At 34.8% G+C, this 25824-nt stretch carries 25 protein-coding genes; 10 read left to right on the forward strand and 15 right to left on the reverse strand.

The window, feature by feature from the left end:
- The first annotated feature begins 68 nt into the window (after positions 1-68).
- Positions 69-1034, forward strand: a complete 966-nt coding sequence (locus tag GH741_RS01155; RefSeq protein ID WP_153734938.1) for a nuclease-related domain-containing protein — start codon at positions 69-71, stop codon at positions 1032-1034.
- 383 nt (positions 1035-1417) lie between these two features.
- On the forward strand, positions 1418-2356 hold the full coding sequence (locus tag GH741_RS01160) for a LysM peptidoglycan-binding domain-containing protein (protein ID WP_153734939.1): 939 nt from the start codon (positions 1418-1420) through the stop codon (positions 2354-2356).
- 52 nt (positions 2357-2408) lie between these two features.
- On the opposite strand, the gene GH741_RS01165 is transcribed toward GH741_RS01160, so the two are convergent.
- Together GH741_RS01165 and GH741_RS01170 are read right to left on the reverse strand one after the other, a co-directional pair.
- Positions 2409-6191: a helix-turn-helix transcriptional regulator gene (locus GH741_RS01165; RefSeq protein ID WP_153734940.1), complete on the reverse strand. Its 3783-nt coding sequence runs from the start codon at positions 6189-6191 to the stop codon at positions 2409-2411.
- A 212-nt stretch (positions 6192-6403) separates the two neighbouring features.
- Positions 6404-6538: an anti-repressor SinI family protein gene (locus tag GH741_RS01170; RefSeq protein WP_153734941.1), complete on the reverse strand. Its 135-nt coding sequence runs from the start codon at positions 6536-6538 to the stop codon at positions 6404-6406.
- Positions 6539-6901: 363 nt separating this feature from the next.
- Between GH741_RS01170 and GH741_RS01175 the strand changes: the two genes are divergently transcribed.
- A complete protein-coding gene (locus GH741_RS01175; RefSeq protein ID WP_153734942.1) occupies positions 6902-7057 on the forward strand; it encodes a DUF1540 domain-containing protein in 156 nt (51 codons plus the stop codon).
- 71 nt (positions 7058-7128) lie between these two features.
- Here GH741_RS01175 and GH741_RS01180 read toward each other — a convergent pair whose 3' ends face one another.
- On the reverse strand, positions 7129-7416 hold the full coding sequence (locus tag GH741_RS01180) for a DNA-binding protein (protein WP_153734943.1): 288 nt from the start codon (positions 7414-7416) through the stop codon (positions 7129-7131).
- 148 nt (positions 7417-7564) lie between these two features.
- On the opposite strand from GH741_RS01180, the gene GH741_RS01185 reads away from it, so the two are divergent.
- The 4 genes from GH741_RS01185 (at position 7565) to GH741_RS01200 (ending at position 10786) form a co-directional block, all read left to right on the forward strand.
- Positions 7565-7924, forward strand: coding sequence for a hypothetical protein (locus GH741_RS01185; RefSeq protein WP_153734944.1), 360 nt, complete (start codon positions 7565-7567; stop codon positions 7922-7924).
- Positions 7925-8033: 109 nt separating this feature from the next.
- A complete protein-coding gene (gene corA, locus GH741_RS01190) occupies positions 8034-8981 on the forward strand; it encodes a magnesium/cobalt transporter CorA (protein ID WP_153734945.1) in 948 nt (315 codons plus the stop codon).
- A 108-nt stretch (positions 8982-9089) separates the two neighbouring features.
- The gene (locus GH741_RS01195; protein ID WP_153734946.1) at positions 9090-9287 is read left to right on the forward strand and encodes a hypothetical protein; all 198 of its coding nucleotides are present in this window, start codon (positions 9090-9092) and stop codon (positions 9285-9287) included.
- Between the two features lie 473 nt (positions 9288-9760).
- A complete protein-coding gene (locus tag GH741_RS01200) occupies positions 9761-10786 on the forward strand; it encodes an LCP family protein (protein ID WP_153734947.1) in 1026 nt (341 codons plus the stop codon).
- 47 nt (positions 10787-10833) lie between these two features.
- Here the strand turns inward: GH741_RS01200 and GH741_RS01205 are convergent, their stop codons facing one another.
- The 7 genes from GH741_RS01205 to GH741_RS01235 form a co-directional block, all read right to left on the reverse strand.
- Entirely contained in the window at positions 10834-11583 is a 750-nt protein-coding gene (locus tag GH741_RS01205; protein ID WP_240795363.1) for a WecB/TagA/CpsF family glycosyltransferase, read from the reverse strand.
- 166 nt (positions 11584-11749) lie between these two features.
- Positions 11750-12526 (reverse strand): teichoic acids export ABC transporter ATP-binding subunit TagH, encoded by a 777-nt coding sequence (gene tagH, locus GH741_RS01210; RefSeq protein WP_153734949.1) that lies wholly within the window; start codon positions 12524-12526, stop codon positions 11750-11752.
- 18 nt (positions 12527-12544) lie between these two features.
- Positions 12545-13366 carry an ABC transporter permease gene (locus GH741_RS01215; RefSeq protein ID WP_153734950.1) on the reverse strand — a complete coding sequence of 274 codons (822 nt, stop codon included), beginning with the start codon at positions 13364-13366 and terminating at the stop codon, positions 12545-12547.
- A 104-nt stretch (positions 13367-13470) separates the two neighbouring features.
- Complete coding sequence (locus GH741_RS01220) at positions 13471-14637, reverse strand: CDP-glycerol glycerophosphotransferase family protein (RefSeq protein WP_170287526.1); 1167 nt, start codon at positions 14635-14637, stop codon at positions 13471-13473.
- Between the two features lie 62 nt (positions 14638-14699).
- The gene (locus GH741_RS01225; RefSeq protein WP_153734952.1) at positions 14700-15983 is read right to left on the reverse strand and encodes a CDP-glycerol glycerophosphotransferase family protein; all 1284 of its coding nucleotides are present in this window, start codon (positions 15981-15983) and stop codon (positions 14700-14702) included.
- A gap of 42 nt (positions 15984-16025) precedes the next feature.
- Complete coding sequence (locus GH741_RS01230) at positions 16026-16757, reverse strand: SDR family NAD(P)-dependent oxidoreductase (protein ID WP_240795364.1); 732 nt, start codon at positions 16755-16757, stop codon at positions 16026-16028.
- A complete protein-coding gene (locus GH741_RS01235) occupies positions 16741-17445 on the reverse strand; it encodes an IspD/TarI family cytidylyltransferase (RefSeq protein WP_240795365.1) in 705 nt (234 codons plus the stop codon). The genes GH741_RS01230 and GH741_RS01235 overlap by 17 nt, the downstream gene beginning before the upstream one ends.
- A 300-nt stretch (positions 17446-17745) precedes the next feature.
- Here GH741_RS01235 and tagD point away from each other — a divergent pair, with 300 nt between their 5' ends.
- Positions 17746-18144, forward strand: coding sequence for a glycerol-3-phosphate cytidylyltransferase (tagD, locus tag GH741_RS01240; RefSeq protein WP_153734954.1), 399 nt, complete (start codon positions 17746-17748; stop codon positions 18142-18144).
- The gene (locus tag GH741_RS01245) at positions 18137-19321 is read left to right on the forward strand and encodes a CDP-glycerol glycerophosphotransferase family protein (RefSeq protein WP_153734983.1); all 1185 of its coding nucleotides are present in this window, start codon (positions 18137-18139) and stop codon (positions 19319-19321) included. Before tagD ends, GH741_RS01245 begins: the two co-directional genes overlap by 8 nt.
- Positions 19322-19527: 206 nt before the next feature.
- Here the strand turns inward: GH741_RS01245 and GH741_RS01250 are convergent, their stop codons facing one another.
- The 5 genes from GH741_RS01250 to rfbA all read right to left on the reverse strand — a co-directional run bounded on the left by GH741_RS01250 (position 19528) and on the right by rfbA (position 24418).
- On the reverse strand, positions 19528-20694 hold the full coding sequence (locus GH741_RS01250; RefSeq protein ID WP_153734955.1) for a nucleotide sugar dehydrogenase: 1167 nt from the start codon (positions 20692-20694) through the stop codon (positions 19528-19530).
- 385 nt (positions 20695-21079) lie between these two features.
- A complete protein-coding gene (gene rfbB / locus GH741_RS01255) occupies positions 21080-22102 on the reverse strand; it encodes a dTDP-glucose 4,6-dehydratase (protein WP_153734956.1) in 1023 nt (340 codons plus the stop codon).
- Between the two features lies 1 nt (position 22103).
- A complete protein-coding gene (gene rfbD, locus GH741_RS01260) occupies positions 22104-22958 on the reverse strand; it encodes a dTDP-4-dehydrorhamnose reductase (protein ID WP_153734957.1) in 855 nt (284 codons plus the stop codon).
- A 4-nt stretch (positions 22959-22962) separates the two neighbouring features.
- Positions 22963-23523 carry a dTDP-4-dehydrorhamnose 3,5-epimerase gene (rfbC, locus tag GH741_RS01265; protein ID WP_153734958.1) on the reverse strand — a complete coding sequence of 187 codons (561 nt, stop codon included), beginning with the start codon at positions 23521-23523 and terminating at the stop codon, positions 22963-22965.
- 16 nt (positions 23524-23539) lie between these two features.
- Positions 23540-24418, reverse strand: a complete 879-nt coding sequence (gene rfbA, locus GH741_RS01270) for a glucose-1-phosphate thymidylyltransferase RfbA (RefSeq protein WP_338079188.1) — start codon at positions 24416-24418, stop codon at positions 23540-23542.
- A 453-nt stretch (positions 24419-24871) separates the two neighbouring features.
- Here rfbA and GH741_RS01275 point away from each other — a divergent pair, with 453 nt between their 5' ends.
- Entirely contained in the window at positions 24872-25816 is a 945-nt protein-coding gene (locus GH741_RS01275; protein WP_153734960.1) for a glycosyltransferase family 2 protein, read from the forward strand.
- Positions 25817-25824: the final 8 nt, after the last annotated feature.

Below are 25824 nucleotides of genomic sequence, written 5' to 3' on the forward strand. Positions count from 1 at the left end.
ATTAATAGCTACTTAAAATTTTCTAAAATAAAGGAAATGGAGGACCTGATTTGAAAAGGAGTGAAGCCATGATAATAAAGAATCGAAAAGTACCTATGATAATTGAATTAGAACAAGCAGTATTGCGAAGACTTCTTCCACCTGACCATCCAAAGCGGACTTTAATTAAAAATGACCTCGCTAAATGGGAATCCGGCTTTATGGGAGAAGAAAGTTTAAATTACTATGTTGATCGACTACCCCAGAAACATCTCCACATCTTTAATGACCTCAGATTGAAAAATGGAATGTACCATTTTCAAAATGATTGCCTTTTATTAACCCCTCACTTCACTCTTATTATTGAAGTTAAGAACTATTCTGGCACCCTATATTTTGATACCATCTCTAAACAATTCATACGAACCATTGGTGGTAGAGAGGATAGTTTTGATGATCCGATTATCCAAGTGGAAGAGCAACAGGAACAACTACTTGATTGGTTAATGACGCGCAACATTACTTCACTTCCTGTTGACTTCATCATTGGTATAATTAATCCGAAAACAATAGTAGAAGCACATCCTGACAGCCAGCACATTTTTCAGTTCATTCTTCACCTTCCGCATATTAAAAATGAATTTTTGGAAGTGAAGAGTAATTACAATGAAGAATGTTTAACATTAAGGGAATTAAGTGAAATTAGTGGGCAGCTCGTTCGTAGCCATTCACCTAAAGTTCCGGATATCCACACACCTTTTGGATTAAAAAGATCCGATTTTCAAAGAGGAGTTCAATGTCCTAATTGCCTTTTCCTTGGCATGAATCGTGAAAACCGCAAGTGGCATTGTCCACGTTGTTATACTGTATCTAAAACCGCACATCTACAAGCTATCGATGACTATCTTTTGTTAATAAACCCCTCTATTACAAACCAACAGTGCAAGGAATTACTTTTATTAAAAGACCGACATATTTCATATAAACTACTATCTCGGTCTGGCCTACCTTTTTCCGGTACTAACCGGGGTAGAGTTTATTATCGTGCCGATTGAGTTAGTTTGAGCTGAGGGATATGGGATGAGCGCATTCTACGTTGGATTTGGCGCATATCTTGTACGATGTGGCTCATTGTATTCCAAGAATGGCGCATTGTTATTTATATGGATGGCAATTGGCAAATATGCGCTCACCTTACGTGGAATGCGCTCCAACCCAACATATATGCGCCCCGCCAACGCAAGCAAATCCAGTTCTTCCACATTTATCCTCTATTATGTCAGCAATATTAAGTAGGGTTACAAGTCGATAACATTCGATGTTTTTCGCGAAATCCATGCTATACTCGTCTCATAAATCATGAAAGCGCCTAATAAAAAACATCAGCATAATTTATATTTTATTGACCAAACTAATACATCGAGGAGAGTGAAACAACATGAAGAAAACGAATAAGACGTTATTAACGGTGGTTGCTACTTTGGCTATTGCAACTGGATTTTCGACGAAAGCAGAGGCAGCATCTTATACGGTACAATCAGGAGATTCACTTTGGTCGATTGCACAAAAGCACAATACATCTGTTGCTAACTTGAAATCAATCAACAACCTTTCTACGAATAATATCTATATTAATCAACGACTAGAAACTAGTAGAACAGCTACAACTGGTTCTTACTACACAGTTAAATATGGTGATTCATTATGGGCTATTGCTAGTAAACATGGTGTGTCTGTAGCCAACTTAAAATCATGGAACAACAAATCTACTAACACTTTATATGTTGGTGAAACACTTGCAGTCTCAGGTTCAACTACTAGCCAACCAGTCCAAAAGATTACAGCTTACAAAGTAAGCTCTGGAGACTCTTTATTCTTCATTGCTAAGCGTTACAGCGTTTCAGTATCAAATTTGAAGTCATGGAATAGCCTTTCTTCTAATACGATTTATGCTGGACAAGTATTACAAATGCAGGAAGCTAGCCAATCGGCTCCTGCTCCAGTAAAACAAGAGGCCTCTTATGCAGAAAAACTTGTTGCTGAAGCAAAAAGCCATGTAGGAACGCCATATTTGTGGGCAGGAACGGCTCCAGGTGGATTTGATTGTAGTGGGTTTATCTACTATGTCCATAACAAAGTAGGGGAAACTATTTCTCGCACGTCAGCTGCGAATTATTATAACCAAGCAACAAAGGTAAGTAACCCAGAGGTTGGCGATTTAGTTTTCTTTAGTGACACATATAAGCCGGGAATTAGTCACATGGGTATTTATGTGGGCAATGGCGAATTTGTTCACGCTAGTTCAAGTGGGGTAACTGTATCAAAAGTAAACAGCTCATACTGGGGTAAATACTTTACTGGATATGGTAAATTCTAATATAAGCTCAAAACAGTCAACCTAGATCCTTAGGTTGACTGTTTTTGTTTAACTATCTTTCAAGCAAGTTCAATTCCTTCGCCCTGACAATTGCTTTTGTCCGATGCTTGACGTCGAGCTTGGAGAAAATGTTGTGGTTATGGACTTTGACTGTACCAACCTTTAGTCCCAGCTCTTGGGCTATTTCTTGATTGGTCATTCCTGATGCAATGTGCTTCAATATTTCTAGCTCTCTATCTGTCATTTCATCTAGGAGCACATGTTGACTATCGCTGATTGAATCCTCAGTAGTAATCGTGAATGTGTCCATTAGCTTGAGTACAAATATGGCTTGAATCGCTAGTAGCTGAATAACCTGTATATGTTCTTCTTTAAATACGTTTGGTAAAGGTTTATTCTCGAGATAAATTAACCCTCTGAATTTACCTTGTATAAATAACGGAATGCATAAGAGTGAATGAATTGTGTTATCGATAATATAGGAATCCGTCATAAATCTACAGTCTTTACTTGCATCCCGTAAGTTAACACTCGTATGCGTTCGTGCCACATATCTGGCTATACCTTTCGATAGTTCAGCACTATCATCCATTGGCTCAGAACGAATTTCGCTCCGTTCTTCATCAACGACTGCCTTAACGACTAACTGCCCCTCAACACTTCTAACCAGTATCCCTTTTCCAGCACCAGAACGTTGCACGACTAACGTAATTAATTTTAATAATATTTCTTCCAAATCAATCTTTTCTGACACCGTTTGTACTGTCTTCATAACTGTTGCTAGATCGAAATTAAAAGAATTGATTTTATCATTTGATGAGATCATCACTGAATTAGTAACTGATTCTTCAAGTTTTTTGAAGAAAGATGGGTAATCAACTTTTAGTTGATCTACTTTCAGTTTAGCTCCCCAATTTTGATACAATTGAACCGCTTCTTCTAAATATGCCTTTCCCACTCTATCTTTTCCTAATGACAGATAGAATACCCCAGCAAGTTCATTGGCTAGCGCTTCATTCCGCTCATATCCGGAGCTTTTAGCCTCCGAAATAGCTTGATCATACAAATCCATTGCTTGATATTTTTTTCCATTTAACCTAGCTCGTTCGGCTTGAAGCAATAAGACTTTATGCCAGAATCCTGCTTTACTAGATTTGGACCATTTTGACAGAACATTAATTGAATTAATGATTTCTTTTCGGTGGATTTTATCGCCTAGTCTTAGCATTGCTAGTCCACTATAAAAATAATACTCCCCTAGATATGGCATGTGGTCGGCATATGGGATAAAAGGTCTAGTTCTTGCTGCCATGATCATCGCTATCTTGTCTTCACCATATAAATAATGGAGCTGTGTTTTGTATGTATAATATTGAAAATAAGTGATGTTACTAATTTGATCTAGAGCAATATCTTCAAAAAAAGTCGTTTCATCGAAATCAGCATCACTAAGCGATAGACGATTTTCAGTATGACCTTCTAGACAACGTGAAAACTGCATAAACAGTCTTGTATTTCTTGTGATAAAGTCATCTCTTGTTTGCTCTAAAACTTCTTGGTATTGTCTATTTTTTTCAGCAATATAATCTAAGCTTTCTCTCGTGTAAATTGAGTTAATATGCGCACCCATCGCCATGTTGGTGTAGACGAAATCACCGGTGCTTAAGCATAATTCCAATCCCTCTTCTAAATAAGTATCCCATTTTTTGGGGTTATCAATCCACTGTCCGATTACCCCACCAAACACGACATATACCTTACCTTTTACTGATGGAAGATTCGAATCATTCGCTAGATCTACTGCAACTTTGCCAATTTTAAAGCTTTTTTCGAACTGACTGAAACCGGTACAGAGTAACACGCCATAAATTGCTATAACTGCCGGGGCCATTGGGGACCGACCATACTTAACCATTAATCGCATGTATTTACAGATAAGAATTGCAAAGACCTCTTTGTTGTAAAAAAAGGTAGCAGGAAGAATGGTGGACATTAGCTCCATCATTGCTTCGATTTTCTCATCAGAAACCTCTGGTAGTTCCTTAAGCAATGCTGGATCATTCGGAAGACGCAGCTTTGTTAATAGTAGTTCTTTCGCAACTACTGACTTGCTCGGTCTAGAGCTAATCGAAATACCAATTTCACTTAACGCGTGTAATCCTTGAGTAATTGCTTCACTGTAGTTAACTTGGTTTGTGTACTGAATGATTATTTGACTGTAAACTTTAGTTTTTTCGGTAGTGCACCTTGCTTTTTTCAATAGTTCTTTATAAAGTTGCTCTGAACGTGCATAGTTCCCACAAAGATATTCCGTTTCCGCTAGCTCTAAAAAAAGATTGTAATGAAAATCAAACGCTTCGTTCCATCCATTTTCCCCCTGTAAAGCTACAGCTTTATCCAAATAAAACTTAGATAACTGGTAGGCAGCAGAACGTTTTGCCTTTAAGCCTACTAGTAAATTGTAAAGCTGCAATTGGTTTCTTTCACTTGCTTCCTTAATTAACAATCCCCCTCTATTTAAATGATTAACTATTTCAAATGAAATTTGATGGGGGTGATCCAATTCTCCAATTAAAAAATTGCCATAGTCGTAATGGATTTGCTGCTTCTCCTGTATATCCAGTAACTGATAGGCAGCCTGTTGTATTCGATCATGAAAGAATTGATAGTTAATTTTATTATTATCCTGAAAGGCAGTGAAAAGTCGCTCCTCTACGGCGTGTTGAACTGCCTCAGTAACAACTTCAACTGGTAGATCAAACAACCTGTACAAAGCCGTTTCACTAAATGTATTTCCTAGACAGGATGCTCTCAGTACTACTTCCCTTACCATAACTGGAAGACGGGTGATTTTTTCTACCATATAGTCAATTATATCGTCTGGCCCGTTGATTTGATCAATAACTTGTACATCCCAAGTCCAAGCTAGTTCTTGCTCGGAATAATAAAGCCAACCTTTATGGTGAATTAACTGTAGTAATTGCTTTAAATAAAACGGATTTCCTGCTGTCTTAGTGAATAAGAGTCGGGCTAAAGAGCGGGATGACTTAGGTTCAATACGTAGCGAGTCAGATACAAAATGGATGACGTCATTTGTAGATAAATAGTCTAGTGCTATATCTGTGACATTTACCCCTTCGTTCTTATAGTTAGACGGATCAATATCCGGAAAATCTTTTTTGTTCCACTCATTATCTCGATACGACACAATCACAACAAAGCCCTGACTGCTTGGATCAGTAATTAAATTATTAACTAAACGAAGTGAAGCATCATCTGCCCATTGAATATCATCTAAAAATAATACAAACGACTGGTCTGTGGTTGTAAATACCTGTGCAAATTTGCGAGCTGCAAATTCAAATCTATTTTCTGAATCATTTGCTGAAACTTTCTCAACTACTGGTTGTTTTCCAATAATTAATTCTAACTCGGGAATAATATCGGTAATTACCGCGCCATTCCTACCTACCGCTTCCATGATTTTCCGTTTCCAATTAGTGACCTGTTCATCAGGCAAGGTGAGAATTTGACGAACTAAGTCTTTAAACGCATGAATAAACGACTCGTATGGGGTATGTTGTTTTAGTTGATCGAACTTTCCAGCTATATAAAAACCTTTACCAAATCTATTTAACTTCATTACTTGGTTTACTAACGAAGTTTTTCCAATACCAGGTGGACCATGCAGAAAAATAAACTCATTAGAGCCAATAGTTGCCTTTTCAATAACACGACCTAGTACCGCCGATTCATCTTCTCTCCCGTAAAGCTTGGCTGGTATCTCAGGTTTTCTAGATGACCTTTTGTTCTCTTCTAAAAAAAGTTCACTCAAGAAACACACACCCCTTTAACAAGCCTGTTCAGTAAAGTCATTATAGCAAAAATTGACTAAGTAAACTCCAATTTTTTACATATATATACCTAGGTATATACTCAAAAACGAATTTCCCTATAAAAAAGGACAAAAAAAAGACCAAATCATGATGATTTGATGCTTCTTCGGGCTATGTTTTGTTGTATTGCTACTACCGGTTATATTGAAATCTATTTGATTGGATTATTATCTTTTAAGTACTGCTCTACCTCATCTTTTGTTATTCCGATCCCCCTTGCCTCCACCATTAGTGCAAGCCACTCTTTTTCATGCGATTCTGTCGATAATTCCTCTACCTTTTCCATCCTGTTAAATCCCCCATTCCAAAATGTAATCAATTCACTCCTGAACCTAGACCTATAGAAACAGGTTTTTATAGCCTTTATGTAATTTGAAAATCCGTCCGCATGAAATATGATACAGAATCTTCTCGAAATTTACATATATCTAAAGTTATACTTCTGTCTGATTTTAAGTTTCCCGCTTTGTTGAAACTTGTAGGAAGTCAGTAGCAGGAATCGTTTGAGCTTTCTATATAATTTTAAATGATTCATAAAGTTTTCATGATAAATTGGATTTAATTTCCAAACAGTAGTTAACTTTTTGCTACATATTGATGAATGTTTTTGAGAAGAATCGGAACTCTATAGCTATAGGGGGTGTGAAGCATGGCTCAAGATGTATTATGCGAGGTAAAAAACTGTCATTATTGGGCAAAAGGCAATAAGTGCACTGCGGATGCCATTTACGTGGTCAGCCACAGCGGCAAGGAAGCGTCTAACCAAGAAGAAACAGATTGCCAAACATTCGAGCCACAAATCTAACTCACCTTCTTAATGGACCTGGCCTCAGCAGCGCCGATGGGTGGGGCCAGGTCTAGCTTAAAAATGCAGTTTTAGAAATCCTCTTTCTTAGCTAACCATTCCAGCAATTTTTTATAAGGAAAGTATGTATTGCTATTCAACTCTGTAGAAGGCAAGTCTGGGTATTTCTGTAGAAAAGCTTCGACATCCTGTTTATCAATAGCTAAATATCGATGCAGGTCCTTCTGTTTTATGAATTGAGGGTGTTCTTCATCATCTTTCCATAGAGACGTTTCAGGTTGTGCAAAGTTTTTTAAACCTTCTCCAATGAAATATCCAAATGCAGCTAACCCGGCTGCTATCCAAAAGAAACTAATCATAATAATTCACTCCCTTTCAAGTAATTTATTTTAATCTTATCATTATATGTTATAGTTTTCAGAATACATTGACATTTCCCTGCCTTTAGAGTAAGTTGTACATAGTATTGTAAAGTTTTTTGATCGGATAACTAGGGGGGGCTAGTATATGGAACGCCGTGATCGAGCTAGGTTAAAAGCAAAGCAACCACCTTCTGCAAACGCCACTATTTTTTCGACAACCGGAAGTATGATGTCACATAATACTACGGTAGTAAAACTTCATAATTTTGGCCTTGAGGGTTTAAGCTTCACATCTGAATTAGAATTTTCTATTCATGAATACTTAGCAATGCACTTAGATTTATTTTCTCCTAAAACTCAGGTATGTGGAGAGATTGTTTGGAAAAAGGAAGCCAATAATTCCTTTATATATGGGTTGAATATTCATACTGCTGATTTTACTTATCATCAGTACATGCACTCTTACGAAAAATACTTAGAAAATAGAGATAAAGGATTAGCTTAGGTGGGCGACAATTAATTGTCGTCTTTTTTATTTTTTAGCCATTTTGGTTGAACTTTTCCATTAGTTTCAGATAAACTGCACTATATGATGAAGTAAAAGGGGCAGAACTATGATTAAGATAATTGCAGTTACAGCTGAAAACAAATGTATCGAGTTTGATAATATAGATGACTTACAAACGATTGATTATAGCTGGTATTGGATTGACTTTAGCCAGCCTACGAGCGAGGAAATTAAGGAAATGGATGAAAAGCTACACTTTCATCCATTAGCGATTGAGGATTGTATTCAAAGCTTACAACGACCAAAGCTGGATTATTATGACGACTTCACTTTTTTTGTTATGCATGCGATTAATCCTAAGGACCTATCCAAACAAGAGCATGACTTCTTTATTGGTGAGGATTTCATTGTAACCTACCATAACAGTGAGTCTAAAGAAATCAATCAAGTACAAAAAAGATTCCTTAAGCTTCCTGACACAAACAATTGGGATAAGTATCGAATTTTTTATGAGGTTTTAGATAAGATTGTTGATCATTACTTCCCAATCATTTACGAAATAGAAGATGAATTAGATGCAGTTGAAGAAAATCCTGATAATAAACCAATGAACGTCTTGCTTGATGACTTGTTCGATATCAGGCATGAACTATTAAGACTACGGCACACCATCAACCCAGTCCGTGATCTTTTTTACCGGATGCTGAATTCTAGTCGGTTAGAGGGGATACATGAGCGGAAGGAATATTTTGCTGATATCTATGACCACTTGTTGAAGTTATCGGAAATGGTATCATCTAACCGCGAGATTACCAATGATATCAGGGACAACTATTTATCAGTAAACTCGCATCAGACAAATGAAGTGATGAAAGTCTTAACTATCATCACCTCGATTTTCGCACCCTTAACATTTATCGCTGGTATTTACGGCATGAATTTTCTGTTTATGCCCGAGCTAGAATGGCGTTATGGCTATTTTATTGTGCTAGGCCTGATGGTCGTGATTTCTGCAGCCATGTATGTGTGGTTTAAGCGTAAGGGCTGGTTTTAGTGGTTCTTAGCTTTTTATAGGTATAAAATCGTAACTATTCAGTAATAATGAAAATAACTATGGCAATTATTCTGAAAATAACTTACAATACTCCTTTGGAGGTGTTTTATGAAATACGTATATTTAGCGATATTTTCTATTGTTATTTTTTGGGAAACAGACAGTTTTCAACAAATCTACGAATTCCATAACTATTGGCAATACCTTGCTAATATAGTACTTGTAGGGTACTTTGCGTTTCTCTTAGAAATCTCAATTCCAGTTAAAAAGATATTTAACTTAGGATCAACCAAAACAAACATATAGTTCATATATAGAGATAGGTCCGTAACTAAATGGGACAAGCAAAAGCGTTAAATAACTTAACGACTTTGCTTGTCCCATTATTTTAGTAACTAATTACTAATTTATTTATTATAATTTTGGGTAGTTCAATCTTTCATTCATGACATCCTCTAAAGACGCTCCACTATAGCCTTTGTTAAATACATTTGTGAGTACTTTTAGCTACTCTCTTTCATTGGTTTTAGTTTCTGCATTCCGCTCCTTTTAGTTTTGTAAAATATAATAGTCAAAAAAATAACAAACTGATCAATTATCAATACCTAATTTCTATTAATCAATGATAAAGTTAATAATATGATACATATTATCATAAAATTTACAATGGTTATAAACAACTTTTCCTACCACCAATAAAAAGAAAATTTACCAATTTATTCTTCCATAGTACAATTATAATGGAATTATATGTAATTACATGAGGAGATAGCTACTTTATGAAAAACCAAAATGAATCTCGAACTGGAAAGTTAACAGTTAAGAAAAGAAAGAAAATTATTCTAATTTGGACTCCCTTCTTACTATTGCTAGTAACCGGAATTGTTTATGCAACAATGTTATATAACATAGCAGAAAATGTTGCTATTAAATCATACGAAAATGACGGGCGAGAGAAATCACAGCTACGGGATGAGCAAGTTAATCCTGATATTGACAATGTCTCTGTTTTATTTATAGGTGTAGATGATAGCAGTAAAAGAGATTTTGAGACTTCAAGATCAGACGCACTGATTCTAGCTACTCTTAATAACGAAGCAAAAAGCGTTAAACTGTTAAGTATCCCAAGAGACTCTTATGTATTTGTTCCAGAGGTTGGCTACTATACGAAAGTCAATCATGCTCACGCCTATGGTGGACCTCAAGCTACTATCGAAACCCTAGAGCAATTCATTGATATACCTATTGACTATTATGTACGACTGAATTTTGATGCATTTATTGATGTAGTTGAAGCGTTAAATGGCATAACTCTTAACGTTCCCTATGAGCTATCCGAACAAAACTCTAATGATAAACAGGGTGCCATTCATCTTATGCCGGGTGAACAACTATTAGATGGTGAAGAGGCATTAGCATTTGCCAGAACAAGAAAATTAGATGGTGATATTGAACGAGGAGGTCGACACCAAGAAATCATTAAGTCGATTATGGATCGTGCTACATCCATAAATTCCATCCTCAAATATGATGATGTATTAGAAGCGGTCGGGGCTAATATGAAGACAAACATGACATTCTCTCAAATGAAAAGCTTTGCTTCTTACGTAACTAGTAGAGATTTAAGTCTTGAAACTATTCAGTTAGACGGTATCGGCACCTATATTGATAACCTCTGGTACTATCAGATTGATGAAAAGAGTCTGACACTGGTCAAACGAAAACTTAAAGATAATCTCGAAATTTCGGGTCAAACATCAGGGGAGTCTTTAGAATTAGACAACACTGCAGTAAATCAAAATTAAAAGCCTGCTCATCTATGTATCTGTAGATTTGCAGGCTTTCATATGAATTAGTATCTTTTCAACTGAATCCTTATGATAAATTCAATTGCCTTTAGTATTCTTTTCCATCTAAAAGGCTGCTTTAACAACCTATATAACCACTCTAAATTCAATTTAATCCAACTATCAGGTGCTCGTTTGACTTCACCAGCAAGTACATCAAAACAGCCTCCAACTCCCATAAATAAGCCTTTATCAAATTCATGATAATGCTTAGTAATCCAATTTTCTTGTCTAGGAAATCCTAACGCAACAAATACAAGGTCGGCTTGTGCATTTTTTACACTATTAACAATGAAACGATCATCCATATCGAAATATCCATGGTGATTACCTGCAATAGTTAGATTTGGATGTTTTTCCTTCAGCTTGCCAATCATTTTTGAATTAACCTCTTCCTTTGCTCCTAGCATATAGCAGCTCAAGGAGTGGATCTCCGCATACGCAATTAAATCATTCATTAAATCAAATCCTGGGACTCTTTCAATGATAGGGGTTTTTAACAGTCTTGAAGCAACAATAATTCCAGCTCCATCCGGAATAATATAGTCAGCTCTCGTTATCGCCTCTTTATATGCTTGATCTTCCCTGGCTCGCATTACTATTTCAGGATTGGCAGTGACAATGAATGATTTCACTTTATTGTGAAGGATTGGGTATATATGATGATTTAAGAGATCTTGCTTGCTTTTATTCAGGAAATTTATATCCATAATAGAGGTGGTGTACGGATTACTAATAGGTATATTAACAGGCAATTTAAAACAACCTTTCATAAGGTGAAGTTTCTATTAGTCTATTTTAAAAAACAGGTATTTATTACTAGTAGATAATAGATTACCTTATGATTTATTATGTCACTATTCTTTATAAAGAACAATAGAATATTTTTAAAAGAACAAAAATATAGGGTTTTACTTCTTCTTATTCTCGTTCTTTTAATCGGTATTGTTGTTTTTCTGCTTTTGACATTCTCTTAAATCGATTGATAAAATCCTCGTATTTAGGAAGTACAACATCTGTAGTTCCAAATTCCTTTACTCGGCCATATTCAAGCCATAAAATCTTCTCGCAAAATTCTTTCATCTGCGGAATAGAATGACTTACGAAGATCATCGTCTTTCCTTTTTGCTTAAACTCTTTCATTTTGTCAAGACTTTTGGCAGAAAAGGCTTTATCACCAACCGAAAGTGCTTCATCAATGATTAAGACATCCGGATCTATATTTACTGAAATAGAAAAGCCAAGTCTTGATTTCATACCGCTAGAATACGACTTTACTGGTTGATCAATGAACTTTTCTAGCTCCGCAAACTCAATTATTAATGGTTCCAATTCTTGAATTTGCTTTTTTGTGAAGCCGAGCATTAAGCATTTCAACTCAATGTTTTCTCGACCTGACAGACTAGGTTTTAAACCGGACTCTACTGCAATTAATGCGGAATCTCCTTCAATTTTCACGCTTCCGGATGTTTCAGGTACAATTCTAGCAACGATGTTTGATAACGTTGACTTTCCTGAACCATTGATTCCAACAAAACCGATGACATCTCCCTTTTCCGCTTCAAAGCTAACATTACTAAGAGCGTAAAAGTCTTCCCCATAGCTCTTGGGTAGAATAATGTCTAGGGCCCTCTGCTTTTGACTACTATACAATTTGTATTTTTTTGATACGTTGTTTACAAGAATTGATTTATCCATGTCATTTCCCTTCCATAATTAAAGAAAATCAATAAAATGTTTTCTGAATTTAAGATGAAGACTTGAGCCAATCAAGAATAGGATAATCGTTAACGACCAAAAGTATAACGTATAATCCCAGTGTTCAATAAAGTACCAACCTAGCCCTAGGAATCCTGCTCGATAGCCTTCAATAATGTAGTAAAGTGGATTAATCTTCATAATAATTTGTAACGCCTCTGGCAAAGTTGATAACTGCCAGAGTATCGGCGATAGGTATAATAACAACCGTAACGTAGCCTGCAAGAACATCTGCACATCTCGAATAATCGTTGATAATGTAGATGTAATTAAAGCTAGTGAATACGTAAAGGCAAATGTTGCAAAGATAAAATAAATGATTTGTAAGTAATAAATATTAAGAAAATATCCAGATATCTGCATGACGATAATCGTAATGCTCAATAATACTAAATGAATATAAAATTGCGAAAAAACAATTACATTCGGTATCACACTCATCGGAAAATTCATTTTTGATAACATTTTTAGTCTAGTATAAATCGACTTAGAGCCTTTAATGGTTGATTGGTAGAAAAAAAACCAAACAATGATCCCTGAAAGCATCCATTGAAAAAATACAATCTCAGTTCCATTTTCGAGTACGATTGGACTACGTTGTCTAATTCCATAACCAAATACAAACCAGTATATCCCGATTTGTATAAGTGGATTGATGATTTCCCAGGCCATTCCAAGTAGATTACTATAGTTAGAACTTTTTAACTCATATAAAGATAATCTTCGTATAAGATAAAAATGCTTTACTTGCTCCTCTAATACTGCTATGGCAGATCTCATATAGATGTCCTTCCTAATTGAATATACCTACATTTGTACTTCTATTTGAAACAGTGTGATTTATTTATCTACAGTTATTACAGACAACTGTTGTAAAATACCCATCATTTCCCTACCAGTTTCTGAACAATTCGTTCTGTTGCCTTCCCGTCCTGATAGTCAAAAAAACGATTTTTAAAATCGTTTACTCTCTCCAAATCAAAGGCACTATTTTTTATAGTTTCAATTAATTGTGTTGTATTAGTACACAGAGGACCAGGTATTAATTGATGATAATCATAATAAAAATCGCGATCTTTGACGTACTCATCTACATCGTCCGCAAAAAAAATGATTGGTCTTTTTAATAAACTATAGTCAAAAAAGACAGTCGAGAAATCAGTAATCAACATATCACTAATCAATAGTAACTCTTGTATGTTAAATTCCTTCTGAACGTTATACAAAAAGCTCCCATTCTTACCATTAAGGTTTTTTCCAGCTTTCATATACGGATGAAGGTGAACAACCAAAACGTACCCTTCCTCTAACAAGTCGGCTTCCATTCGTTCCAAATCCATTGGGATAGAATACTCTTCTTGATAATGACTCTTTCCTCGATAGGTTGGTGCATATAAAATCATCTTCTTTTTTCTCAATTCCGGGAATTTTTCATATAGTTTTGATTTTGTTTCACTTTCAAATTCAGAAGAAAACATGATATCCGTTCTAGGTACACCTGATGCAAAGATACGTTCAGAAGGCATATTAAATGCCTCAGCATAGTACGGAATCACTTCGGAAGAACTAACAAACACCTTAGAATAATTTGAGTGAATTTTCACATGTTTTAGATATTCCCTACTTGGTCCAAATGATTTACCGACTGTACTATATCCAAATTTCTTCAGTGCACCAGCTGCATGCCAAAGCTGTATGATATCTGTATTCTTTCTTGGCTTAATCATGTAGACAGGCAAATAAAAATCATCAATAATAAAGTACCTAGATGTCGCTAGATGGTAGGATGATTTCATCATATGCATAACGTAATCAAGCTTGCCCCAAAATGAGCTGTGGAATTTTTTTATAGCAAAATGACAGCTATACTCTGGATAATTTTCACTAACTTCCTTCCATACAAAGTAGAGATTACCAGATAGTTTTTCTGAACGATAGGAGGCAAAGGTTATTTTTTGGGGATCTACTTTTAAGAATAATCTCATGGTTGCATAGATTGTTTTCATAAATAACTTCACTGTTATCGTTAAAGTCAGCCCCGCTAAATTCACACCGTACCGCACCCTTTACAAATAAATTAATGCATTACCTTAAGATAATGGTGTCTTTAATATTAGGATTTTATTTTCAATAGATTTTCATATATATAATTAACTTGTTTCTCTAAAACCATATTTTGATTTTCTTTGGAATAAAAAATGTCCAGGACACGACTTCTTTCTTGCTGATAGAGTGATAGATCATTCATTGACTCTTCAATAGCTACAAGTAAATCTTGAAAATTCATTGGTCTGGGTCCAGGAGTCACATCAAAGTAATCATGATACATTTCATTTGAACTTTGTAAATATAATTTTAAATCATAGCAATAAAAGACTACTGGTCTATCTAATAATAAATAGTCCGTATAGCAACTAGAATAATCAGTTACTAACAAATCAGCGTATTTTAAGAGAAATTGGGGATCATAGGATTCATTGCTTATATCAATAATATGTTTATAATTGGTTGGAACCTTACCATCACTATACATATGCCGCTTAATAACAAAAGTATAATTATTTTTTTCACAGAACTGATTTAATGATTCAAAGTCCATGACCTCATTAATATTATTGTCCAATTTCCCTTTACTTCTATGGGTGGGCATGTAGAGAAGCACTGTTCCATTCTTATACCACTCTGGAATTTGTTCATCCTCTTCTGATTCTCTGAAAAATACATCATTACGTACTTGACCAAGCTCAAGGATGTGGTCTTTACTAGTTAAAAAAGTTTCTGGATAATAGGAAGACACTTTTTGACTTGTCGAAACAACATAACTTTCTTTACCTTGGTTAGTCCGAATTACTAACTTTCCAAAGGTCCGCTTCAACCAACTTTTTTCGCGCATCACTTTAAAAGAAAAGGTGTTCCTGTTAGCACCCCATACCTTTTTTAACCCTACACCATGCCAAGTATTGTAAGAGATAACTCCGCCTATGAATTTATTATTAAAATCATCATTAGCAGCATGAGAATGAATCGCTAATTTTGCTTTTAACTGAAAATAAATTCCTTTTCGTGAATTATGCAAATAACATTCATATCCCAAGTCACTTATTTCACTAACTAAACTATTTGACTTTGCAATCCATATACAGCGGATGTCAGGATTTTTCATCATCTCAAGAAAAATATATTTGGGATTACCTCTAAACCCAACTCCATTTTCAGCACCAAATATGACAATCCGTTTTGATTTAGGAAACAGTTTGGATAGTCCATGAATAGATATAAAAAGCATTCTCTTAAAGTATTTTGTTAACCCCTTGTATTTAATCGATAGCACGACCAACAAAATGATACTGAGTAAAATTGTCTGAATTACATTTAATTGATAATCACTTATATACATTAGCTATTAATGCCCCTTGAGTCATTTTCTAGAAACTGAATGCTACGACGTACTCGATACTTTAAACATTTGTTTACGGACTGTAATATCTTGACCATCTAAACAAATGCCATTATCAGATAGTAAATTGTCAACAACCTCTCCTACATGCTCAGGTTGCATGATGGTGCTTTGGTCCTCATCAGGCGCAAGCTTACGTCTTAACTCCGTTGCACAACGACCTGGTGAAATACAATAAACTAAAATACCATACTCTGCTAGTTCATCCGAAAGTGTTTTTGACATACTTATTAGTGCCGCTTTGGATGAGGAGTATGATAGCCATCCTGGACGAGGACTGCTTCCAGCCGTGGATGCTACGTTAAGAATTTTACCGCCAGTCTTTTTCATAAATCTAACCACTTCTTTGGTAATATAAAAAATGGAGTGCACATTTACTTTGTAAGTTGTTTCCCAGTTCTCCACTGAAGTTTCTAATAAAGACTTTGGTTCTGCATAGCCTGCCACGTTTAGCAGATAATCAATGCTTCCGTATCGTTCACCAACTGTTTCAATAAGTTCTTTTACTGCTTGATAATCCGTTAAATCCATCGCATAATAAACAACATTTTTAGAAGGATTCATAAGTTCGGCTGTTTCTCGTAATCCTTGCTCAGTCCTTGAAATGATTATAAAGTTAGTAATATCATCTCTTTCACTTAGGGCTACAGCAATTGACCTTCCAATTCCTCTGCTTGCTCCAGTTACAATACAAGTCTTAGACATTGTAGACATTGCCATCCCCCCCCAATATGTACTCTGTGTATATAATTTCCGCTAATTTTCGATCAATGGGATTGGTAATTTTAAAATTATATTCACTACCTTTTAACACTTTTACTTTTGATTTATGAAAATCAAAGTATAAGCTAGCATCTTCAGTAAAGGATAACCCATTTAATTCTGCATGCTGATGAGCTATTAGCAATTTTGCAGTGGGAAATTTTTGTGGCAGTTGTACATTTATCAAGTAATTACGTTCTAAATTCTCCTCAATATAATCATTACCACCTAATACTGTAAATGGTATATCTAAGCCAAAAATAGCAGCTTCATCTGGATTTTGAATTAACTCAACAAATTCTTCTCTAGTCACAAAGGGCCTCACCGCTTCATGAATAACCGTTTGTTCATTTGAAGCTTCTAATAAACCCTTATAGGCTGATTCTTGTCTAGTTGCTCCACCTTCTATACAATGAATCGTTGTACTAAATCCAAAATTACTTATTATTTCTTCAGTTTTTTCAATAAACTCTTTTGGTGATGGGATAATTATTTCTTTAATCTCTTTAATTGTATCAATACGCTCAAGAACATGGACTAAAATTGGTTTTCCTCCAACTAATAAGAACTGCTTAGGTGTTGCTAACTTCATTCGAGCTCCAATACCACCAGATAACAAAATACAACTAACATTACTCATTAAATCACCTCTTCTATTCTTTCTGCTCATCATGCCTAGCGTCGGTAGTCGGTTCTTTAAATCATCGATACATACTCATCATACATTCTTTATAAAGAACTGTAAACTTATTATTTACTTAATAAAGAACAATAATTGATATAATAATTGCTGTTTTTTTAGTTAATTAGCTTGTTTGTACCTTGTAAATTAAACATATTAAAGGTAAGCTTATTGTAAATATAGTGTAAATTTTCTGTTAATTAACTTCAGAAGAAAATTTATCTTCATCTTATATTGAAGAATGAAGGGGGATTAACATTGGTTAACATAATTACCTACGGAACCTTTGATTTAATTCATAACGGTCACATTAACCTTCTTCGCCGTGCCAAAGAATATGGTGACCATTTAACCGTTGCTTTATCATCTGATACATTTAATAAAATTAAAGATAAAGATTCCTACTATAAGTATGAAATACGAAAGATGATTTTAGAGTCAATCCGATATGTGGATAATGTTATACAAGAAGATAATTGGGAGCAGAAAATACAGGATATTATTGATCACAATATTGATATATTCATTATGGGAGATGATTGGGAAGGTAAGTTCGACTATTTAAACGAGTACTGTAAAGTTATATACTTGCCTAGGACAGTTGGTATCTCTTCAACACAAATAAAAAGTGATTTTTCAAAGGCCAACGATGGGTAGAGAGATACTAATTTCCATTTACCTTTCTTTTTTTCATGTATTTTTTTCTATATGTAATTTTTTACCCCAACAAAATAAAACAACCTTTGTCGCTTCTTTTGGTGATAATGTTTTTTATACAGCACGAGCACTAGCTTCAACGGACACTTCAGAAATAGTAATCCTCAAAACTACCAATTGTAAAATTGATTTTCAGGCTATCACCGAGGCTAAAGTAATAACCTTTAAAGCTATGAATCCATTTAACTTTTTAAAATCTATTTACCATCTCGCGACAGCCGAGACAGTTATGGTCGATAACTACTTCGGTTTTTTATCCGCTGTTAGCTTTAGAAGTAATGTAACTTGTGTTCAACTTTGGCATGCTGCAGGAGCCATCAAAAAGTTCGGTTTGCTTGATCCTTCTGTTAAATACAGAAGTAAAAGAGCGCTTAAACGTTTCCTTGAAGTTTACAGCCGCTTTCATTATGTTGTTGTTGGTTCAGAAAAAATGGCTAGTATTTTCAAAAAAAGTTTCGGTTTAACAAATGAAAATATATTACGGACTGGAATCCCCAGAACTGATATGTTTTTTGATCAGCAATATAAAATCGAAACCAAAAATTGTTTAAGAAAACATATACCTATAACTGCAGATAAGAAAGTAATTATGTTTGCTCCTACATTTAGAGATGAACAACTGAGCATGACCAGTCTTCCTTTGAACGTTGAAAAAATGTATAAGGAATTGAGTAATGATTATGTGCTATTATTAAGACTACATCCTGCAGTAAAGTACACTTTTAAGAATGAGTTCCCTGATTTTCTCATCGATGTGTCTAGCTATCCAAATATAAATGATTTACTACTAATCACTGATTATTTGATAACCGATTACTCGTCTATCCCGTTTGAGTTTTCTCTTTTACAAAAACCCATGATTTTCTTAGCATATGATTTTGAGGAATACACAAAGACTAGAGGTTTCTGGGAAGATTATAAATTAGATATTCCGGGTCCTTTAGTTAAAAATACAACCGAGGTCATTAATACCATCCAATTGGATAAGTTCAATATGAAAAAAATAAAAGACTATGCCGCAAAATGGAACCAGTATTCGAAAGGCCTCTCTAGCGAAAATCTAGTAAATACCTTATACAGAAAACAAAGTCAACATAGCATTGATAAAGTGAAATAGTATCCATACTTACATGGTTTAAATTTAAAACGAATCCAGAGTACAAATAACCTACTACTTTTCTATAGATTTGAATTTATTATTGATCAATGAAAAAACCTCACAAATTGTGAGGTTTTAAAGTAAAATAAACTCTTGATAGGTATAAGTTCATAGTGAAACTTCATCTTTCTTTTATCAACTGTTTATAATCTTGCAAATTAAAATTAATCTCTATTATACAGGTCTCTCGTATAAACTTTTTCTCTCACATCCATTAAATCGGAATCTAGTCTATTCGATACAATCACATCTGAGATCTTCTTGAATTCCTCTAAATCCCTGATTACTTTAGAATTGTAAAACGATTCATCTTCGAGTACAGGTTCGTATATGACCACCTCTACACCTTTAGCTTTAATTCGTTTCATAATTCCTTGAATTGCAGATGCTCTAAAATTATCAGAATTGGTTTTCATTGTAAGGCGATATATTCCAACAATCGAAGGATTTTTCTCTACAATTTTTGATGCAAGAAAATCTTTTCTTGTAGTATTGGCATCCACAATTGCCCCAATTAAATTATTAGGAACATCCTCGTAGTTTGCTTTTAATTGTTTTGTGTCCTTTGGCAAGCAATAGCCACCATATCCAAATGATGGGTTGTTGTAATGATCTCCTATTCTTGGGTCTAAGCCAACCCCCTCAATAATTTGCTTCGCATTTAATCCTTTCATCTCTGCATACGTATCAAGTTCATTAAAATAAGCAACTCTAAGCGCCAAGTATGTGTTTGAAAAAAGTTTTACTGCTTCGGCCTCTGTTGAATCAGTAAATAGGACAGGTATATCCGTTTTAATTGCTCCCTGCACCAATAAATCCGCAAACCTTTCTGCTCGTTCGGAACGCTCGCCAACAACTATTCTTGATGGGTATAGGTTGTCATGTAAGGCTTGTCCTTCTCTTAAGAATTCTGGGGAGAAGATAATGTTATCCGTTTGGAGCTTTTCTTTAATGTCTCTAGTATATCCTACTGGAACCGTTGACTTTATTACCATTACTGCATCTGGATTAATTGTCAGGACATCGTCTATAACACTTTCAACCGTTTTTGTGTTGAAAAAGTTTTTTTCCGGGTCATAATCGGTTGGTGTTGCAATAATAACAAATTCAGCGTCCTTATAAGCTTTTTCTTTATCTGTTGTCGCAACAAGGTTTAACTCTTTTGTAGTTAAAAACTCCTCGATTTCTTTATCTACAATCGGGGATTCTTTTTTATTAATCATGTCTACCTTTTCTTCAATAATATCAACTGCAACAACTTCATTATGTTGTGAAAGTAATACTGCATTTGATAAACCTACATATCCTGTACCTGCTATTGCTATTTTCATTATTTAAGACATCTCCATTATAAACATAGTTTGTTATTTATTTTATCATACCATTAAAGAATTAAAAACATTTGTTGAATACGGGACTGTGATTGAAAATCATGGCTTAATCTACTATTTAACAGAGGAAAATAATCAAAAACCAGTTATTACGAAGGAAAAATATTTAACCTTTACTGCTCTGTGTTAATTGTCTAGAACATCATTTGTACCGATCTCTACAGATTTTGTGTAATACCAATCCCGCTTAAGAAGATTGTACAATTGATAAGTCCAAAAACAGACTATAATTTTATTTGTAACCTTTTTTCTAGACACAAATGACCATAATAAAAACCCCACTAATATGAGGTTTTATTATGGTCTACCATAATAGCAAAAGATACTATTTTATAGAGTACTGGCTAGCAAAGTAATTTTTATATTCACCGCTAATTATTTGCTCCCACCACTCTTTATTATCTAGATACCACTGAATAGTATTTGCTATACCAGAATCAAAGTCATAGATTGGAGTCCAACCTAGTTTCTCTAATTTGGTTGGATCAATGGCATAGCGTTTATCATGGCCTAATCGATCTTCTACAAATTCAATTAACTCTTCTGATTTTTCTAGCGTATTAATAATCGTTTTAACTACTTCTAAGTTCGTTTTTTCGTTATGGCCACCGACATTATAAACTTCTCCACTCTTTGCATTATGAAGTACTAAGTCAATTGCCGAACAATGATCTTGCACATGTAACCAATCTCGGATATTTTTCCCATCACCGTAAACAGGTACTCTTTCATCGTTTAACACCCTAGAAATTGTTAATGGAATTAACTTCTCAGGAAAGTGATATGGTCCATAATTGTTAGAGCACCTAGTAATATTAACTGGTAAACCATATGTTTCGTGATAAGCACGAACTAATAAGTCAGAAGATGCTTTACTTGCACTATATGGACTATTAGGTTGTAATGGCGTGTCTTCAGTAAAGAAAGTCTTAGGATCAAAATCCAATTCACCGTATACTTCATCTGTAGAGACATGAACGAACTTCTTAACATTAATCTCTTTAGCAGCATCCAGCAATACCTGGGTTCCTAAAACATTGGTTCGAATAAAAATTTCAGGATTTGTAATAGATCGATCAACATGGCTTTCTGCTGCAAAGTGGACAACATAATCAAACTTTTCTTTTTTAAACAATGACATAATCGTCTTTCGATCAGCTATATCTGCTTTAACAAAATAATAATTATCTTTAGATTGAATTCTCTTGTGTTTAATTAAATCCCCTGCATAAGTTAGCTCATCCAAATTATATATATCATAATCGGGATACTTATCGATCATATATTGGACAAAATTACCCCCAATAAATCCTGCTCCACCTGTTACCAATACTTTCTTTTTTGACATTCTAGTTCACCTCTTCATTTAACTGCTTTAAATAATGTTGTAGAGCATCTTCCCAACTTCGCAAGCGACTAAAGCCATTATCTTCAAGCTTATCCTTGCTCATACGTGAGTTTTTTGGTCGCACAGCTCTCGTAGGATATTCCTCAGTTGTAATAGGATGTACCGTTACCATCTTATTACTCTGCTTAAAAATTTCTTTTGCAAAATCAGCCCACGTACAGTAACCCTCGTTTGACACATGATAAACACCATATTTTTGTGTTTGAATCATATCGATCAATAGTTTTGCTAAATCAAATGTATAGGTTGGGGAGCCATATTGGTCACCCACGACATTCAATTCATCACGGGTTTCGGCCAACCGTAACATTGTCTTAACGAAATTATTACCGTTGATTCCAAATACCCAAGAAATTCTCACAATGAACCAGTTATCTAATGTTTCCTGTACGACTTTTTCACCTTCAAATTTTGTAAGTCCATAATAACCAATTGGATCTGTCTGATCTATTTCACTATAGGGAACAATGCCTTTACCCTCAAATACATAGTCTGTACTTATATAAATGAATTTAGCACCAATTGCTTTAGCTGCGTTGACCAAATGCTTTGTACCATTAACATTTACATCCCAACACGTATCTTTATCATCTTCAGCCTTATCCACTGCTGTAAATGCCGCACAGTGAATAATAGCATCTGGATATAGTGTTTCTACATATTGGTTTACTTCTTTTTCATTCGTTATATCTAAATTATTCCGGCCAGTACCATGCATGTCGAGGCCATGTTTTAAACCTTCCTCAACAACGTCATATCCAAGCTGGCCTGTATAACCAGTCACTAAAATTTTCATCCAATTACTCCCCATATAAAAAATTCTTTTCAGCGTCTTTTAAAAGTGGAGCCTTTTCGTCTTTCTCCGATAGAACTGGCTTAATATCCAAGGGCCAATTAATACCGATTTCTGGATCATTCCAAATAATACCCCGATCACATTCTGGTTCATAAAATTGGTCCACTTTATATTGAACTTCGGTGTCTTCCCGTAATGTTATAAACCCATGCGCAAATCCTTGTGGAACAAGTAATTGTTTTTTGTTCTCGGCTGTCAATTCGATGCCAAACCACTCACCATATGTAGGACTATTTTGTCTTATATCAACTGCAACATCATAAAGTGCCCCACGTGTACAACGAACAAGTTTTGTTTGTGCTTTTGGATTCAATTGATAATGAAGTCCACGTAATGTACCTTTTATCGCAGAGAATGATTGATTATCCTGTACAAATGCAACATCTATGCCTTCTTCTTTAAAATTCAATTCACTGTAAGTTTCCATGAACCAACCACGATGGTCCCCAAAAACCTTTGGTTCAATTACTTTAACTCCAGGAAGTCGTGTGTCTTTAATATTCATCCAATTACCCCTTACCCTAGTATTTTATAGCTCCATTAGCTACTTTTAATAGGTATTGTCCGTATCCAGTTTTAGAGAATAACTCTGCTGACTCCATTAATTTTTCTTTATCTATCCAGCCATTGATATAAGCAATCTCTTCCAATGCCGAAATTTTAATGCCTTGATGATCCTCAACCGTTTTCACAAAGTTAGTTGCAGATACCAAACTTTCATGTGTTCCTGTATCTAACCACGTATATCCACGGCCTAATAATTCTACTTCCAATTCGCCACTCTTAAGATAAGCTTCATTAATTGAAGTAATCTCCAGCTCTCCTCGATCCGAAGGCTTAACATTTTTCGCAATATCAACAACACGATTATCATAAAAATATAACCCCGTAACTGCATAATTGGATTTTGGATTCTTTGGTTTTTCTTCTACACTTAATACTTTACCACTATTATCAAATTCAACCACACCAAATCTCTCAGGGTCTGTTACATGGTATCCGAACACTGTCGCACCTTTTTCCTTTTCTGCAGCACGCTTTAGGATTTTTGTTAACCCACTACCATAATAAATATTATCCCCTAAGACCATCGCAACTGAATCACTTCCAATAAACTCTTCTCCGATGATAAATGCTTGCGCTAATCCATCAGGACTAGGTTGAATCTTATATTCCAAATTGATTCCGTACTGAGAACCATCTCCTAAAAGTGCGCTAAAACGAGGGGTATCCTCTGGTGTAGAAATAATTAAGATATCTTTTATTCCGGCCAACATTAATGTGGATAACGGATAGTATATCATTGGCTTATCGTAGATTGGCAACAATTGTTTGCTCGTTACCATTGTTAATGGATATAAACGTGTTCCGCTTCCTCCAGCTAAAATAATTCCTTTAATTTGAACCAAACCCTTTCCTATTCAATTAGTTACCTATTTTTCATTAAAATTAGTGATATTTATCGTAATTTAGCATAAATGTACTTCATTATTAATATTACATTTTTCGCACTACACTTTCAAAGTATTTTCATAAATATTTATTATTTATTGGATAAGATAACCTATTAGGATATCCTGGGCTTTTTATTTAAAGACTCTCTTCTTCTTCATTTTAACAACTTAAGGATGATAATCAAAATCTCTTGTCGTATAATAGACTTTATGAGTCATCCAGCAAGCTGTTATTACTGGACATTACTCATAAATTAACAAATCACTAAGATTTAATAGTGCTAACATAACTACAAATACTTTAACTCGCTAATCAAACTGATTAGAATGGTAGAAGAGGCATAAATACAAATCATATTTTTGTTTAATTTGTTCAATATATAATTGAGGTGGATTTTCATGGCTAAAACTAACGTTACCGAGGTAGCTATCATTTTGCTAAATTGGAACAGTTACGATGACATAGTTGACTGTTTAGAATCGCTTAAAACACAAGAGTATAAAGACTTCGAAGTTTTTATTGTAGATAACTGTTCTCGAGATAATTCATACGAACTTCTTAAGGACCATTATTCCGAAGGGAACTTCGACTTTAATGTTAATTTCAAAAAAGCCGAGGAAAATCTAGGTTTTGCTGGCGGAAACAACATTGCAATTAAGGATGCGTACAGTAGGAACTTCAACTATATGTGGCTTCTTAATAGTGATACGATAGTTACACCCACTACCCTAAGTGAGTTGATACATACCGTTTCAAGCGATTCACAGATCGGTATCGTAGGATCGAAAATCTATTATTATGATTCCAAGGTCCTCTGGTTTGCCGGTGGAGAGTTGGACTTACAGAAAGGCATTTCACCACATATTGGGCAACATGAAATAGATAAAGGTCAATACGATGAGCAAAGAGAAGTTGAGTTTATAACTGGTTGTAGTTTGTTAGTTAGAAGAGAAGTGATAGAAACAGTTGGATACATGAGAGAAGACTACTTTTTATATTATGAAGACTCCGATTACAATGTAAGAGTTAAAGATAACGGATGGAAAATTTTTTATGTTCCTAGTTCAATTGTCTATCATAAAGTTTCACATTCCTCGGGTGGAGAAGAATCGTTGGCACCTTATGTCGCTTATTATAATATGAGAAATTCCTATGTAATGATGAGAAGAAATAGAAGCGCAAGAAAGTTGATACCATTTTCGATATTATTTTGGAAATTGTTTAAGAAACATGTAAAAATCCTTGTCAAAAATCAGGATAAAAAGGTGTTAAGAAGTAAATATATTTTTTATGGATTGATAGATGCACTTAGACAAAGGATGGGGAAGCATCCAGATCTTTAACTGAAGGA

Origin of the sequence: Aquibacillus halophilus, assembly GCF_009649745.1 — a bacterium.
Classification (GTDB): Bacteria; Bacillota; Bacilli; order Bacillales; family Amphibacillaceae; genus Aquibacillus; species Aquibacillus halophilus.